Source organism: Bacillus tequilensis, assembly GCF_012225885.1.
GTDB lineage: Bacteria > Bacillota > Bacilli > Bacillales > Bacillaceae > Bacillus > Bacillus tequilensis.
The window spans coordinates 1,505,220-1,519,858 of record NZ_CP048852.1 but is presented as its reverse complement, the minus strand read 5'-3'; the positions used below and the strand labels follow the sequence as shown (position 1 = coordinate 1,519,858).

Sequence of the window (14,639 nt, the reverse complement as noted above, 5' to 3'; positions counted from 1 at the left end):
ACAAATTTCGCACAGATGGAGAAAAAAACTGAAAAACCGACTATTTTTGTCGTTCAAACGTCACTCTCCATTTGTCTTTTTTGGTTTTTCCTTCGATTTTTGTTAAGCTGCAGCGGCCAAAACCTCTGATAGACAGCATGTCCCCTTCCGCCACCATATAGGAAGGATCTTCAACTACCTTCCAGTTCACTTTTACGAGCCCGTTTTTTACGAGCGTCTGCGATTTCTGGCGGGATTGCCTGCTCATAGAGGCGCAGACGGCGTCAAGCCTCAAAGAAGAAACCGTGTCATCCCTTATTTCGACATCAACTGCCGGAATGTTAAGGTCTGACAAGTCAATTTTCTCTAAGCTGACCGCCGCTTTGCCTGCTTGGGTCAGCTGCGCAGCCACAAAATCAGCGGTATCGGCTGAGACAATCAATTGCACTGCTGTCTCAGAAAAAACAATATCACCAAACTTTTGCCGCTTTAAGCCTATGCCCATTAATGCACCAAGCAGAGAACGGTGATCTACTGAGACAAACTTTTCTGCATAGCGGACGTGAAAAGCCTGCAGTTCAAAATCCGCCTCTTCCGGCGTCATGTACTCCGGATAGAGAATCGCCCGTTTTCGCTCCGCTCTGTCATAGCCGCCGGAAAAAGCAAGCCCGACATCGGCCTGTCCCGTAACAGCAGAGAGGATGACCTGCTCTCGGGGGTCTAAAAAGTCGGTCAGCTTCATCCTGTACTGCTCCTGGACAATACTTTTCCATTCGAGCGCCTGATCAACAAAGGCCCGCTCGTCTTTTCTGAAGTGCTGATAGATATCGCTCATCGTCTTTCCCTTCTATGTAAAGAGGCTTGGCTGCTGCCAAGCCCCCTATCAAACTGTCACATTAAAACGCAATCATGCGATAGAGCCCCCACAAGCCGGTTGTCGCAAACCGAAGCACAAGAATGGCTACAATCGGTGAAATATCCAGCATTGCGATCGGAGGGATGATTTTTCTAAATGGTTCGAGATATGGTTCACAAATCGAAGCTAAAAAACGCCCGACTGCTGTTTCCCTTGTACTCGGCACCCATGACATAAAAATATATATAATCAGGGCAAATGAGTATATTGTGATTAATAAGCTTAAAACTGAAAAAACTTGATAAAGGATCATCTCGCTTTACCACCTCTGATGTTCGTCTTCAGATATGAGCTCAGAAATTGTGCCTGATACATCTACGTTGTCAGGCGTGCAGAGAAAAATATCTGAGCCGATTCTTTGAATATCGCCGCCGATGGCATAAACGGTTCCGCTTAAAAAATCAACAATCCGCTTAGCTTGGTCATGCTGTATCCGCTGAAGATTGACGACAACTGCCCGCCGATTCTTCAAATGGTCGGCTATTTCCTGCGCCTCCGCATACACGCGCGGCTCACTCAACACCACTTTAGAGGATTTCTGAACACTTTGCAAGCTCACTACATTCTGTTTGCCCGCAGGTTTGTTTGCGGTATAAGCCGGCTTTTCTTTTTGCTCCTGCTCTTCATGAGACTCCCGCTCTGTCTCAATATATTCATATTCGTATTCTTCATCATCCATTGAGAAAAAGTTTTTCAGTTTATTTTTCATACTCATTGCTGTACACCCCCTGTTTCATTTCCGACTAACGATGAGCCGATCCTAATATAAGTAGCCCCTTCTTCAATTGCAATTTCAAAATCATTTGACATGCCCATCGACAGTTCAGTACATGGAGCGTTTGGCTGTTTCAGCTCCTGAACCTGATCGCGGAGCTCTCTCAGCGCCCGGAAACAGCTTCTGATCTGACCTTGATCATCAGTCAGCGGAGCCATTGTCATCAGTCCGGCCACAACGATGTGTTTGAAGCCGGAAAGCTCCTGTATGAATGGAATGACTTCTTCTTTTTTCATGCCGTGCTTAGAAGGTTCAAGCGAGGTATTGACCTGCACAAAGCATCGGACAGTACCTTCAGCACGTTTTTCAATTTCTTTCGCTAATGAGAGCCGGTCTAAGGAATGGATATAGGAAACAGAATGGACGACAGCTTTTGCTTTTCTTGATTGCAGACTGCCGATAAAATGCCATTCCGGATTCCCTTTGATTATTTCCTGTTTGCGGAGCAGTTCCGCATCCCTGTTCTCTCCGAGGCAGGTGATGCCCGCATCCACTGCCTCCTGTGCTCTTTCAGGCGATACATATTTTGTGACTGCTATAACCGTAACTTCATCGGAGCTGCGGCCCGATCTGTTACATGCTTCGTTTATTCGCTCGTTTATATGTCGTAATTGATCAGCAACACGCACGATCTTTTATGCCTCCTTCATTCCGATAAAGGACATCATCCGTCCAGTTTTCCCCTGATCGCGGCGGTGAGAATAGAAAAGAGACGGCTCACTTTCCGTGCATAAAGCGCTGACAGAAATCTGTTCATTTGCCAAACCGCTATCGATCAGTATAAGCCGGTTCAGCTCTTTCAGATCAAGCTGATATTGTGCCTGTCCCGTCTGATTCACGGCACGGTCTGCTGAAATCGGCAATGCCCGGACAGCATCCATAACACGGTCGTCTACTGTATAGCATGCCCCGCTGATAGACGGCCCAATAACTGCATGAATATCTGAGAGATTTGACCCTTCCTTCTCAGTCCATTGCTTCACCATTTCTCTGCCAATCTGTTTGACGGTGCCTTTCCACCCGGCATGGGCGACCCCGACAAGCGATTTAACCGGATCATAAAAGAAAAGAGGCACACAATCAGCAAAGCATAATGCCAAGAACACATTTTTTTCATTTGTGTAAAGCCCGTCCGTTGCTTTTAGAGCCGTGTGATACTCACGTGCGCCTTTTCCACTATCCCTCTGCGTCACTTTCTGAACGCGGTTATCATGTGTCTGATCAGCAAATACCCAAGACTGCAAATCAATATTAAACATATCGGCAATATATTCGCGATTTTTAACTACATCTGCATCTTTGTCATGAACGTGCAATCCCGTATTTAACGATTCAAAAGGCTTTTGGCTGACACCGCCGTTTTTTGTCGTAAATCCGGCAATGACTTCCCTATTGTTTTGATTCGTTTTTGTCCAGTCTTGTATCATGAGTGTCGAGGGTGTGGTAAGACTGAATGGGTGATATGTATTCATGATGATCCAACCTTTCGACAAACATTTAAAAAAGCGAAATTTCCCACTTATTTTACCACATCTTTCTGCATTCGTTGAGCGCCGATTTACATATTTCTAAAATGAAATGTGCCGGAAGAATCGAGACTTCCGGCAATTTCCAATCGGCAGCAAACAAGCAGGTTATGTATGCGGTTCATTTAATCGGACCAAGATGACATCTTCCCCGATTTTTACTATATTTCGCCATGGAATGACCAATTCCTCTTCTTTTCCAAAAAATCCGAGAATTTTCCCATTTCCCCCTAGTATGATCGCCTGAATTTTTCCAGTGGTCACATTGATATCAATATCACCAATACTTCCAAGCTTTTTTCCGTTTGAGACATTGACGACATCCTTCACCTGAAATTCTGAAATGCTGATCATTCCATCACGTCCCTTTCCCGTCCTTTTGTTCAAGTATATGAACGGGCAGGCTGAACCTTGTCAGCAAGAAGAAATTTTCATGGCCGCTGTTCTTTTTTACTGCTGCACCAGCTGATGATAAAATCAAGTATGATTTTTGTATACTCTACCAGGTGCTCAATCGCTACCTTCTCGTTCACGGAGTGTGCATTGTGCAGATCGCCAGGGCCGTATATCACGCATGGAATACCGGCATCATACAGCCATCCGCCATCTGTAACCGATTGAGAAACGTCAATAATTGGACACTCCCGTTTCACTTTCTCATGGGAGGCAGTAAGCGCTAAGACGCCCGGGTAGCCATGATCAACTTCCAGTGACGGAAAAATTTCTCCCCTGTCTTCAATTATAGAGGAGCCTCCCCACCTGAAGACAGGGCGGTTTTCCCTAAGCCAAATGTCACTGTCACTCAGCCGATTGATGTAATCTTCTATTTCCGCAGCCACTTGGTCATGGGTTTCATTCGGATAAAAATGGACTGTGATCCACAGCCGGCATTCATCCGCTATAAAAGCCGCATGTCTGCCGCCTTCTATAACAGCCGGGTTAATTGTATTTGTGCCCGGTGTAAAGCCGGGATAACTTTTCATAATGGACCAGTGGCGTTCAAGTTCACCGAGCCCCGCAATGATTTTCGCCATTTTTTCAATTGCGCTTGCTCCGAATGTTCCTCCGCCTGCATGAATCATATTCCGTCTCGTTCCATCATGAAATGTTTGACTGCTTTTAATTTCAATCCAGCCTGTAATGACACCGCCTTGGCCTTGAATATGCATATCGCTCGTATCCGCGACAATTGCAAAATCAGCGTTGTAGCCCCTCTTGCAGCATTCAAGCGTGCCGGCTTCTCCAACTTCCTCCCCGATAACCGATTGCAGAATCAGATCACCGGGAAGTTCAATGCCAGCTTCACGAATCAGTTTGACAGCAAACAGCACACACGCCATCCCGCCTTTCATATCAGAAGCGCCTCGCCCGATTAAGAGACCGTTTTTTTCAATTGGATGGAACGGGGCATGCTCCCATTCTTCATCCTCTTTTACCTCTGCCACATCTACGTGACCATTGATGATCAGGCTATGATAATCTGCTGAGCCAGTTCCCTTTAGGCGGCCTACAACATTGGGATCTCCAGGGTACACATCCCATTTGTCGATCAAGAATCCTAATTTATTTAAAAATCCCGAAATCCATGACTGAATCCCCTCTGTATTTCTTGCAGGAGGAGCAGGTGTTTGATAAGAAATCAGCGTTTTAGCCAGCTGAATAAGCTCCTCCTTTTGTTCTTCCACTTTTTTGAGCAAAGAGTCTATTTGTTGATCCAATCGAATCCGCTCCTATTTCTAAAAATAAAAAGCCGTTTCACATGTTGTGAAACGGCTTAATCAAAACAAACAGAGTCCTTTGTACTCTGCTTTTCACCGCTTCCCTCCGCTGGCATGATCCAGATCAGGTCATAAGGGTTGAGACACTGTCTCTCTCAGCTTCGCAAAGCACCCCTAGGATGAATCGATATGTGTTTGTCAGGCATTTATCGGCTCGGCTCTTGTTAAAAACGGCCGATCCCGGTTCCATAATACATGGATTGGCGTATCAAAAAAAGCAGAAAGTATGTGATCAGTAAGCATTTTCTTTATTTCCCCTGATCTAAAGACCTCTCCCTGTTTTAGCAAAAGGGCTTTGTCAAAGACCGGCAAAATTTCTTCCGCATGATGTGTCACATAAAGGATCGATGGCGCATTTTCTTTGTTTGCAATGTATGTAATCGTATCTAACAGTTTTTCCCGGGCAATAAAGTCCAAACCTGTGACTGGTTCGTCAAGTATCAGCAGCTCTGGATCAGCCATTAGCGCTCTTGCGATCAAAGCTCTTTGTTTTTCTCCTTGAGACAGGGTTTCATAGCGGCGGTCGGCGTATTCAATCGCTCCCAAGTCCTCTAACAAACCAATCGCTTTTTCCCTCGTTTCCGCACTTGGTGTTTCATATAATCCTATCGAAGCGTAAGCTCCGCTCAAAGCAATTTCAAATGCTGAGTCTGCGGGATAAAATTTTTGCTGAAGAGCCGCAGAGACGAGGCCGATTTTCCGTCTGAGTTTCTCCCCAAGCTCCGTTTTGCCAAATTCATGGCCAAGCACCTGCATCTCGCCTGCTGTTGGAAAATAATAAGAACAAAGCATATTTAACAGTGCTGTTTTTCCAGCGCCATTCAGCCCGTAAAGCACCCAATTTTCCTTTTCTTTCACCTTCCAATCAATATCCTTTAATATCCATTTCCCATTTCGTTTTAGTGAGACATTGTCTAGCTGCAAAATCATCTTGAGTTACTCCTTTTATAATTGTTTTAATTTTCGTAAAACTCTGTATGGACTAGGATACCTCATTTTTCCCAAAACGTAAACCGCCCGAAATCAATAGAAAAGCCTTTAAAACAAAAATGTTTTAAAGGCTTTTCATTATTGATGAATGTTCTTATTCATTTGTTTGATAGCCGCTTTTTCAAGCCTGGACACTTGCGCTTGGGAAATACCGATTTCTTCGGCTACTTCCATTTGTGTTTTCCCTTGGAAGAATCGCTTTCTCAAAATCATTTTTTCCCTCTCGTTCAGCCTTCTCATGCCCTCTTTTAAAGCAAGCTCTTCAATCCATTGTGAATCTTTATTGCGCTCATCGCTGATTTGGTCCATCACATAAATCGGGTCTCCGCCGTCGTTATAGATCGGTTCAAATAAAGAGACCGGATCCTGGATGGCATCAAGCGCAAATACGATTTCCTCATGCGGTACTTCAAGAACTTTTGCGATGTCTTCGGCAGTCGGCTCCTTGCTTGTCTCACTAATTAACCGCTCTCTGACCTGAAGTGCCTTGTAAGCGATATCTCGGAGTGATCTTGAGACGCGGATCGGGTTATTATCGCGCAGATACCTGCGGATCTCGCCGATAATCATAGGTACAGCGTATGTTGAAAACTTCACATTGTGGCTTAGATCAAAATTATCAATGGATTTCATTAGTCCGATACAGCCGACCTGAAATAAGTCATCAACATACTCTCCTCTGTTATTAAATCTTTGAATGACACTTAAGACAAGACGCAAGTTCCCGTTTACAAGCTTTTCTCTTGCTGAATCATCACCTTCATCCTGCAGCTGCCGAAACAGCTTTCTCATCTCTTCATTCTTGAGTACTGGTAACTTGGAGGTATCAACCCCGCAGATTTCGACTTTATTTCTCGACACTTTTTTCCCTCCCTACAGGAGCTGCTGTACAACGTTAAGTATCTCCTCGGGTGGGAAAAATATGCACTGCACTCAGACCGAAAAATAATCGAAATTGGGAAATCCCTGTAAAATAAAGGGGTTCTAACCATAAAAATTTTTACACCATTTTGTTGAACTCTTTTCTCAATCTTTTTATAATTCTTTTTTCCAAACGCGAAATATAGGATTGAGAAATTCCCATCATATCTGCTACATCCTTTTGGGTTTTTTCTTCTTCGCCGACTAGCCCAAACCGCAGCTCCATGATTTGCTTTTCTCTTTCATTGAGCTGTTCAAGCGCTTTTTTCAAAAGCTTTTTATCTACGTTAGCTTCTATGTCCTTTGTGATAATGTCGTCGTCAGTGCCGAGCACATCAGAAAGCAAAAGCTCATTTCCGTCCCAATCAATATTTAGCGGCTCATCAAAGGAAACCTCTGAGCGTATTTTGTTGTTTCTCCTTAAATACATCAGGATTTCGTTTTCTATACAGCGGGAGGCATAGGTCGCCAGCTTGATTTTCTTTTCTGGATTGAACGTATTTACAGCTTTGATTAATCCGATGGTGCCGATGCTGATTAAATCCTCTATATTGATTCCCGTATTTTCAAATTTACGGGCGATATAAACAACCAGACGCAGATTGCGTTCAATCAAAATGGCGCGAGCCGCCTGATCGCCGTTTGGGAGCTTCGCTAACAGTACCTGCTCCTCATCCTTAGATAATGGCGGCGGCAGGGCTTCACTCCCGCCTATGTAATAAACTTCATCACTTTTCAGCCCCAGTTTCATCAGCAGCTTATACCAGAGGTGCGTCAATCGCAATTTCAGTTTTTTCATCTTCCTCTCCCTTCTAAATGTCACGCCGTTTGAGTATGATAAGTAACGGACATTTGCGAACTTTATGAAACGTGTTTGATGGCCTTGCCCGAAAGCATTTTCGGATGAATAATCGCATCAAATTCTCCATCTGCCGATAGCTTTGTTGCGCTGATGCCAATTAAACATTTATCTGCAGAAATCATTTCTTCTTTTGTCATAATCGTTACGTGATCCGGTTTTATGCATAATAAAAATTGATTTTGCTGACCTACTCCCCTGTACGGAATCAGCCTCATTTTATCTAAAAAGCGAAACGAATCATCGAGCTGTTGGATGGCTTCCAATGGATCTGTGTTTTTGATGATCATCGTTTCTGCTGCTCCGAATATCGGCTCCAGCTTATCAATGTAAATAATCATAACCGGCGTTTTTGTAAGAGGATCGTACAGCTGATTACCGGAATCAATCAGCCCTCTGACATGAAGTGTTTGGCCTCCCAAATCCGCCTGTACGCTGACTCGTTCCTCATATTGAATGTTTTTTGTTTCAATATCATCAATTCTTCTTTTAGAAAAAAACCATAACGCCGGGAAGCCAGCAACAATAAACAACCAGCTGATTGGGTCTCCAAATCCGGTTTGATTCGTCATCATAACACCATTGCGCACGATCGAATTTGACTGCAGCAAAGAATGGGCTCCAATCATTCCTCCCCCCATTAAAAAAGTGGCAAAATAAAAGGAAAACAAATTTTGAAAGAAATAACGGAATCTCTTAAAGCCAAATGTCACCATCACAATAACAACTGAAAAAGCCAGCTTGCCTGCCGGGTGTTCAACGATCGGCGAAAAAGGAGTAAACATCAAAAGGACAATACTGGAACCGATGAACGCTCCGCCTATCAGTCTTCTTTTTTTCACATGCCGTTTTAAAATAAATGCCGTGAGCAAAAGCAAAAGTGCATCAAAACAAAAGTTTAACAGCCAAATGACATCTAAATAGATTTTCACATCTGACTCCCTTCTTTCTCGCGTCACGCTGTTCCTCTTCTTATTTCATAAGTATAAAGCAAGCTCTGTGGGAAAGTCTGTCAATTAATGTTGAGAGATAAATACAATTTTTAAGGGATATCTGCTTAATTTGTCGAGGAAATAAATGAGAGTATATATGAAAAAGCTGCCTGTGGCGGCAGCTTTTTCATACTTACTTTTTAGTATTGATATAAAGTTTTCCATTCGCTGTTTTTCTCGTTTCATTTCCATAAGCATCACGTGCAATCACTTCTACTTTTGCTCCGTTTGCATTAATAGAAGATGTGGCTGTCCAATAGCCTTCATATCTCCCTGGAGACACTTCTCTCAGCGGGAGCTCGGTGGCGTTTTGCACATTCGCTCTTGCATTTGTCAGCGGCAGGCGAATGACAAATGTTGCATCCAAATCTTCAGCGCTTGAGAAAGCGATTTTCACAGATTCACCGGCTTTTAAGGTTTTGTCCTCCCCAGGAATCAAGCCGGAAATGACGGGCTGGTCAAAGTTAACGTCAATGACAGCCTTTTTCGTCGTTTTGTTGCCGGCTAAGTCAGAGGCAGTCACCTTGACTTCATTGGTTCCGTTCTCCAAGAGAATACGGGCTGAGTATGAACCATCTGTAACTGTCGCTTTTTTGCCGTTCACCTTGACTTCTTTCAGGTGTTTATCTGATACAGACCCTTTGACAGTCAGTGTTTCTTTATTTGTTTTTTCGCCATCCTTTGGATTGTCCAGCGTCACTTCAGGTTTGTCTTGATCAAGCGTGACTGTGACTGGACTGGAGGCATCCGTAGTCCCGTTGTCTGTTGATGCAGCGGCCGTCAGCTCATTTTCACCCTTGCTGAGTGATATGTCTGCCTGGAACGTTCCATCCTCAGCAGCTTTCGTTTCTCCTGCTTCTTTCTTTCCATTATAAAGGTGTACCGTTGTGCCAGGAGAGGCTTTTCCTTTTACCGTAACATTCTCTTTATTTGTGTATGATTTGTCCGCCGGTGAAGTAATTTCAGGTACAGCAGCTTCATAATCAACTAAGGCGCGAATCATATAGTTGCCGTCAGCTTTGTCACCTGGCTGCCATTGGCCGCCTATATACTGCCAGTTGCGGCCGGAGTTCTTACCGTTTTCATCCAATGCCAGTCCAGGTGAATATGGATCAGGTTTGGACTGGATATACACGAGATAAAAGTCTTTATCGACCATAATCCCTTTTGAACTGAGATCTACCTTTGTCCATTCGCCATTGCGAAGGGCTTCAGCGTTAAATGGCCCGGCAATTTTTTTGCCTGGTGCGCCGTCTTCTCCTGTAGCATCATATACCTCAACCTTAAACTCCGTACCGCCGGGATCAGGGAACTCCGAATCCCAGAATCTGAACAGCCCTCCTGTAAGCATACCTTTGTCCTTGCCGTCAGCAAGCGTCATTTTGACCGCCCATCCGTTACCGGCTGCAAAATAGGAATTGGCATTCTCCGCCGTTCCGTCATCATATGCTATCTCACCAGGATAACCGACGAAAGGCTTCAGTACAGTCTCTTTAGTCACATCACCTTTTAAATCAACGGAAAATTCATCGCTGTAATAACCCGGTGCAGCGATTTTAATCGTATAAGCGCCTTCATAGGCCTCAAGCGTATATTCACCTTTGTCGTTTGTTGCAGCCGGTTCAACCGCAGCATCCTCCACCACATAAACGGAGGCGCCTTTTACCGGCTCACCTGTCGTTTTACTAATGACCGTGCCTTTTAATGTGCCCTTCTTCATTTCTTCTAACGTAAAATGAGCTTGTGTCGTCTGATCTGCTTGCAGAGAAACTTTTTGTGTTTTTGATTGATAGCCGTACGCTTCTGCCATCAGTGTATAGTCGCCGGCTTTGTGCATCAGCTTGTACTGGCCTGTAGATTGATCCGAATATGTTGATTTTCCTGTTTCCACCACACTGACTTGTGCTCTCAGCGGCAAAACTTGAGGCTGTATATCTTTACTCTCGGTTTTTACAGCTGTATGTTGAGATGGCTTAGCTTCTTTCGGATTCACTGCTTTTTTCTTTTTCTTTCCAGACGGCTTTTCAACACCCAGCTTATTCTTTTTAGCTGTTTTTCCGGACGATTTGTCAGAAAGCACCACATCATCAATGTACCAGCCTTCTTTTTCAATGCTTTCATCAGATTGAAGATTGAACATCACTTGAATGTTCTGGCCTTTATAAGCTGTTAAATCAATTTCTTCGTCCGTCCAGCTTGCTGTCTTTCCATTATAGACACCAGCCTGCTCCCAATTCTTTTCACCTTCCGGAAGAACAAAAACATAGCCGTAATCAAAATCTTCCTCTAAATTGTGCCAGCTCTTAAATTGCAAAAACAGATTTCCTGAATCCAGCACTTTAACAGGAGGCATGATGAGATTCATGTTTGCTGAACTGGAATAGTTTCCCGCCAGGTTTGTTCCGTACACTTTTTCTCCTGATGCCGCTTTATTTGGGCCTGAAGACGGAACTCCCCATTCCCAGTTATTATTGGTTCCGCTCGTTATCCAGCCGCCGGGGGCAGCTTCAAAGTCCTGCTTATATCCCACCGTGATGCTTGGTTTCACTGTTACATCGTATGTGTCAGACTCAACGACATGGCCGCCAAAATCCTGAATCATCCACTTATAGCTTAGTGCAGCCCCTTTTATGTTTGGGATCTCTGCCTGATACGTTCCTTTCAAGTGATCACCGCTGACTCGTTTAGCCGTTACTTGTGTCCATTCACCTTGATCCAGCTTATAGGACAGCTTTACTGATGTCACACTTACATTATCCTCAGCTGTCAATGTCAGCGGCAGGTTCGCGCCTTCATAGGCTTCTGTTACCTTCTCGTGCTGATAGACAGGGGGCTCTTGATCATTGCCCTCAACAGAAACTTGTCCTTCTGCTTTTCCTAATCCGTCTGTAACAGCGGATACAGCATCAAAAGCGTTCACCAAACCATGGCCGTATCCGTTATTCGGTGAATCAGGAAATGTAGAATCCGTCAGCGGTTCAGCTGTACTGGTTAATATATCTTCCATCTCATCGACAGAAAGTGAGGCATCCGCCTGTTTCAGCAGTGCGGCAACAGCGGATACGTGCGGACCTGCCATTGATGTGCCGTCCCATCCGTCCTCATATGTCTGACCGGGAACGGAAGAGCGGATATTGACGCCCGGTGCAGAAATTTCCGGCTTTATTTCATCATATGGAGAGGGTCCTTGAAGAGAAAAGTCAGCGAGCTTTTTATTGATATCAGTCGCTCCAGTTGCAAACGACTCCGGATAGTTGGCAGGATTTGCGATAGAACCAGGTCCGCCCGGAATGAAGAGATCCGTATTTCCCGCTGAAAACTCAGGAAAAATATCGGCCGCACGCCAGGCATTGACCATTTCTCTGTACCATTCATCGAGTCCTGATCCCCCGCCCCAGGAGTTATTGACAACATCAGGAGCCATCTCAGGATGTGGTTTGCCCTCTGCGTCCTTTGGAGCTAAAACCCATTCGCCAGCCTTCAAAATGTCAGCATCAGTGCCGCCATCTTCAGAGAACGCTTTAACCGCAATCCATTTTGCGCCAGGCGCTACACCGATTTGATTTTTCCCATCCTGTTCAGATCCCACCATCGTACCTGTTACGTGGGTTCCGTGAGCCAGATCATCGTAAGGGCTTTCTTCCCCTGCTACTGCATCGTACCAGTTCATTTCATGATCAGGCTTATCAGGATTTGCCGGATCATATCCGCGATATTTCTCTTTTAACGCCGGATGGTTCCATTCCACACCGGTATCAATGGACGCAACAACTGTGCCAGTTCCATCGTATCCAAGTGCCCAAGCTTTCGGGGCATCGATTTGGTTTATATTCCACTCCACACCGTCAGTTGCTTTGACAGCTTTTTGCGTTTTTTTCATATGAAATGGTGAGGCTGACTTAAACAGCTGCCGTTTCTCATTTGGAAGCACCTTTTCCACTTCAGGGAACTGCGCCACTTTTTCCATCACCTCTTTTGAGGCATGGACAGCGATCCCATTCACGATATAATAAGAGTGAATCTGGTCTGCATTCCCCTTATTTTTCTGGCTGTTCAAGTATGTTAAGACGTCACTCTGGGATTCATCGGCTGTGACTTTTAAAGATGACACAACGGCAGAGCGCTTTTGATATTCTGTCTTAGCGGCAGTCAGCTTCTTCGCTTTCGCTTTTTTAGCAGCTGTTTTTGCCGCTTTTTCTGTGTCGGCTTGATCTTTAAATTTAATCAGAAAGGTCATTTTTTCTTTCTTTTTAAAGCTTTTCTTTAATGAACTTGAGATCTTGTTCTGAATGGTTTCAGCAGATTGAAGCTCCTGTTTAACAGAAGTTGAGGCATCTTTGCTGCTTGCTCCGGCTGCACCCGGAAATAGCAGTGAACCAATGACAACCGTACTTAAAACAGAGCTGATGAGTCTGTTTTTCGTTTTTTTCCTCATTTTTATCCCCCTTATTCAACATGCGTTGTAAAAAATATGTCGTCCCTCCTTTTAAAAATATGTGGTTTGTCAGAACATCGCTGTATGTTAACTGTAGACAATCTGCATTACAGATATTGTCGTTTTATGTCACCGAATTTCCAAATATATGAAAATGATAAAATCGTCATGAAATAACAATAGGTCTAATAGCCTGATTTGTTGCTATATGAAGGAAGACATGGAGAAAAAGATTTTACAAGAAGAAAAAGTTTTGGAGAAAAACAAAAAGGACAAAATCGGAAACGATTTTGTCCTTTACATTAGCCGCGTTTATTACGGTTTCTTAAGAATGTCGGGATGTCAAGCGTATCATCAGCCGGCTGTGAAGTATGACGGCTTACTGTGTTTTGCTGCTGAGGCTCCTCACGTTTTGGCTCACGCTTTGGAACACTTTGATTATGTGTTTTGCTGCTTTGGTTTAAGCTTGGACGCTGAGGTTTTGTCACGTCCTTCTCTTGTTCGATAAAACCAGTCGCAATCACTGTCACCACAATCTCGTCTTTTAGATTCTCGTTAATAACAGAACCGAAAATCATGTTGACGTCTTGGTCAGACGCTGAAGCGACAATGTCAGCTGCTTCCTGAACTTCATATAGGCTGAGGTTTGTTCCCCCAGTGATGTTCATGAGGACGCCTTGTGCACCGTCAATGGCCGCTTCAAGAAGCGGGCTGGAGATCGCTTTTTTCGCTGCCTCTGCCGCGCGGTTTTCTCCAGTTGCAATACCGATGCCCATCAAAGCAGATCCCTTGTTTGACATGATTGTTTTCACATCAGCAAAGTCAAGGTTGATAAGACCAGGCGTAGCAATCAAGTCAGAAATCCCTTGAACCCCTTGGCGGAGTACGTTATCTGCTTCACGGAATGCTTCAAGCATCGGTGTGTTTTTATCAACAATTTCAAGGATACGGTCGTTCGGGATCACGATCAGTGTATCCACCGCTTCTTTCATTGCCGAGATTCCGCCTGCAGCCTGAAGCTGTCTTTTGCGTCCTTCAAATGTAAACGGTCTTGTGACGACTCCGACTGTTAGTGCGCCTAAGTCTTTCGCGATTTGCGCGATAACCGGTGCGGCACCTGTTCCTGTTCCGCCGCCCATACCAGCTGTCACGAATACCATGTCAGCGCCTTTTAACGCTTCTTCAATCTGCTCTTTGCTTTCTTCAGCGGCTTTTTTTCCGACTTCCGGATTCGCACCTGCTCCCAATCCTCTAGTCAGCTTTGCACCGATTTGCATTTTCACTTCTGCTTTTGACAGGTTAAGAGCTTGAGCGTCTGTATTTACCGCGATGTACTCTACTCCTTGCACTTCATTTTCAATCATTCGGTTAACGGCGTTGTTACCGCCGCCTCCTACTCCGATTACTTTAATTGATGCTAAGCCGTCTATGTTTGTTTCGAACTCCAACATGCTAAATCCTCCTAATC

General features: G+C 44.5%; 13 protein-coding genes and 1 riboswitch. All 13 genes read right to left on the bottom strand.

All coding sequences use genetic code 11. The features are described 5' to 3' along the window. Positions 1-40: 40 nt before the first annotated feature. Positions 41-814 carry a YlmH family RNA-binding protein gene (locus tag G4P54_RS08085; RefSeq protein WP_167872313.1) on the bottom strand — a complete coding sequence of 258 codons (774 nt, stop codon included), beginning with the start codon at positions 812-814 and terminating at the stop codon, positions 41-43. A 61-nt stretch (positions 815-875) separates the two neighbouring features. Next, entirely contained in the window at positions 876-1,148 is a 273-nt protein-coding gene (locus tag G4P54_RS08080) for a YggT family protein (protein WP_003221463.1), read from the bottom strand. A gap of 6 nt (positions 1,149-1,154) precedes the next feature. After that, positions 1,155-1,610, bottom strand: a complete 456-nt coding sequence (gene sepF, locus G4P54_RS08075; RefSeq protein ID WP_024716127.1) for a cell division protein SepF — start codon at positions 1,608-1,610, stop codon at positions 1,155-1,157. After that, complete coding sequence (locus G4P54_RS08070; protein ID WP_024716128.1) at positions 1,607-2,299, bottom strand: YggS family pyridoxal phosphate-dependent enzyme; 693 nt, start codon at positions 2,297-2,299, stop codon at positions 1,607-1,609. The genes sepF and G4P54_RS08070 overlap by 4 nt, the downstream gene beginning before the upstream one ends. A 6-nt stretch (positions 2,300-2,305) precedes the next feature. Beyond that, the gene (gene pgeF, locus G4P54_RS08065) at positions 2,306-3,142 is read right to left on the bottom strand and encodes a peptidoglycan editing factor PgeF (RefSeq protein ID WP_167872312.1); all 837 of its coding nucleotides are present in this window, start codon (positions 3,140-3,142) and stop codon (positions 2,306-2,308) included. Between the two features lie 162 nt (positions 3,143-3,304). Beyond that, positions 3,305-3,550 (bottom strand): YlmC/YmxH family sporulation protein, encoded by a 246-nt coding sequence (locus tag G4P54_RS08060; RefSeq protein ID WP_024716130.1) that lies wholly within the window; start codon positions 3,548-3,550, stop codon positions 3,305-3,307. Positions 3,551-3,627: 77 nt separating this feature from the next. Continuing rightward, a complete protein-coding gene (gene ylmB / locus G4P54_RS08055) occupies positions 3,628-4,914 on the bottom strand; it encodes an N-formyl-4-amino-5-aminomethyl-2-methylpyrimidine deformylase (RefSeq protein ID WP_167872311.1) in 1,287 nt (428 codons plus the stop codon). An 84-nt stretch (positions 4,915-4,998) separates the two neighbouring features. Continuing rightward, positions 4,999-5,100: riboswitch (TPP riboswitch) on the bottom strand. A gap of 12 nt (positions 5,101-5,112) precedes the next feature. Continuing rightward, on the bottom strand, positions 5,113-5,904 hold the full coding sequence (locus G4P54_RS08050) for an ABC transporter ATP-binding protein (RefSeq protein WP_167872310.1): 792 nt from the start codon (positions 5,902-5,904) through the stop codon (positions 5,113-5,115). A gap of 138 nt (positions 5,905-6,042) precedes the next feature. Then, positions 6,043-6,825, bottom strand: coding sequence for an RNA polymerase sporulation sigma factor SigG (gene sigG / locus G4P54_RS08045; RefSeq protein WP_167872309.1), 783 nt, complete (start codon positions 6,823-6,825; stop codon positions 6,043-6,045). Between the two features lie 139 nt (positions 6,826-6,964). Next, positions 6,965-7,684 carry an RNA polymerase sporulation sigma factor SigE gene (sigE, locus tag G4P54_RS08040; protein ID WP_024716134.1) on the bottom strand — a complete coding sequence of 240 codons (720 nt, stop codon included), beginning with the start codon at positions 7,682-7,684 and terminating at the stop codon, positions 6,965-6,967. 62 nt (positions 7,685-7,746) lie between these two features. Next, a complete protein-coding gene (spoIIGA, locus tag G4P54_RS08035; protein WP_024716135.1) occupies positions 7,747-8,676 on the bottom strand; it encodes a sigma-E processing peptidase SpoIIGA in 930 nt (309 codons plus the stop codon). Positions 8,677-8,869: 193 nt separating this feature from the next. After that, positions 8,870-13,171 (bottom strand): S8 family peptidase, encoded by a 4,302-nt coding sequence (locus tag G4P54_RS08030; protein WP_167872308.1) that lies wholly within the window; start codon positions 13,169-13,171, stop codon positions 8,870-8,872. Positions 13,172-13,473: 302 nt separating this feature from the next. Further along, entirely contained in the window at positions 13,474-14,622 is a 1,149-nt protein-coding gene (gene ftsZ / locus G4P54_RS08025; RefSeq protein WP_024716137.1) for a cell division protein FtsZ, read from the bottom strand. Positions 14,623-14,639 lie beyond the last annotated feature (17 nt).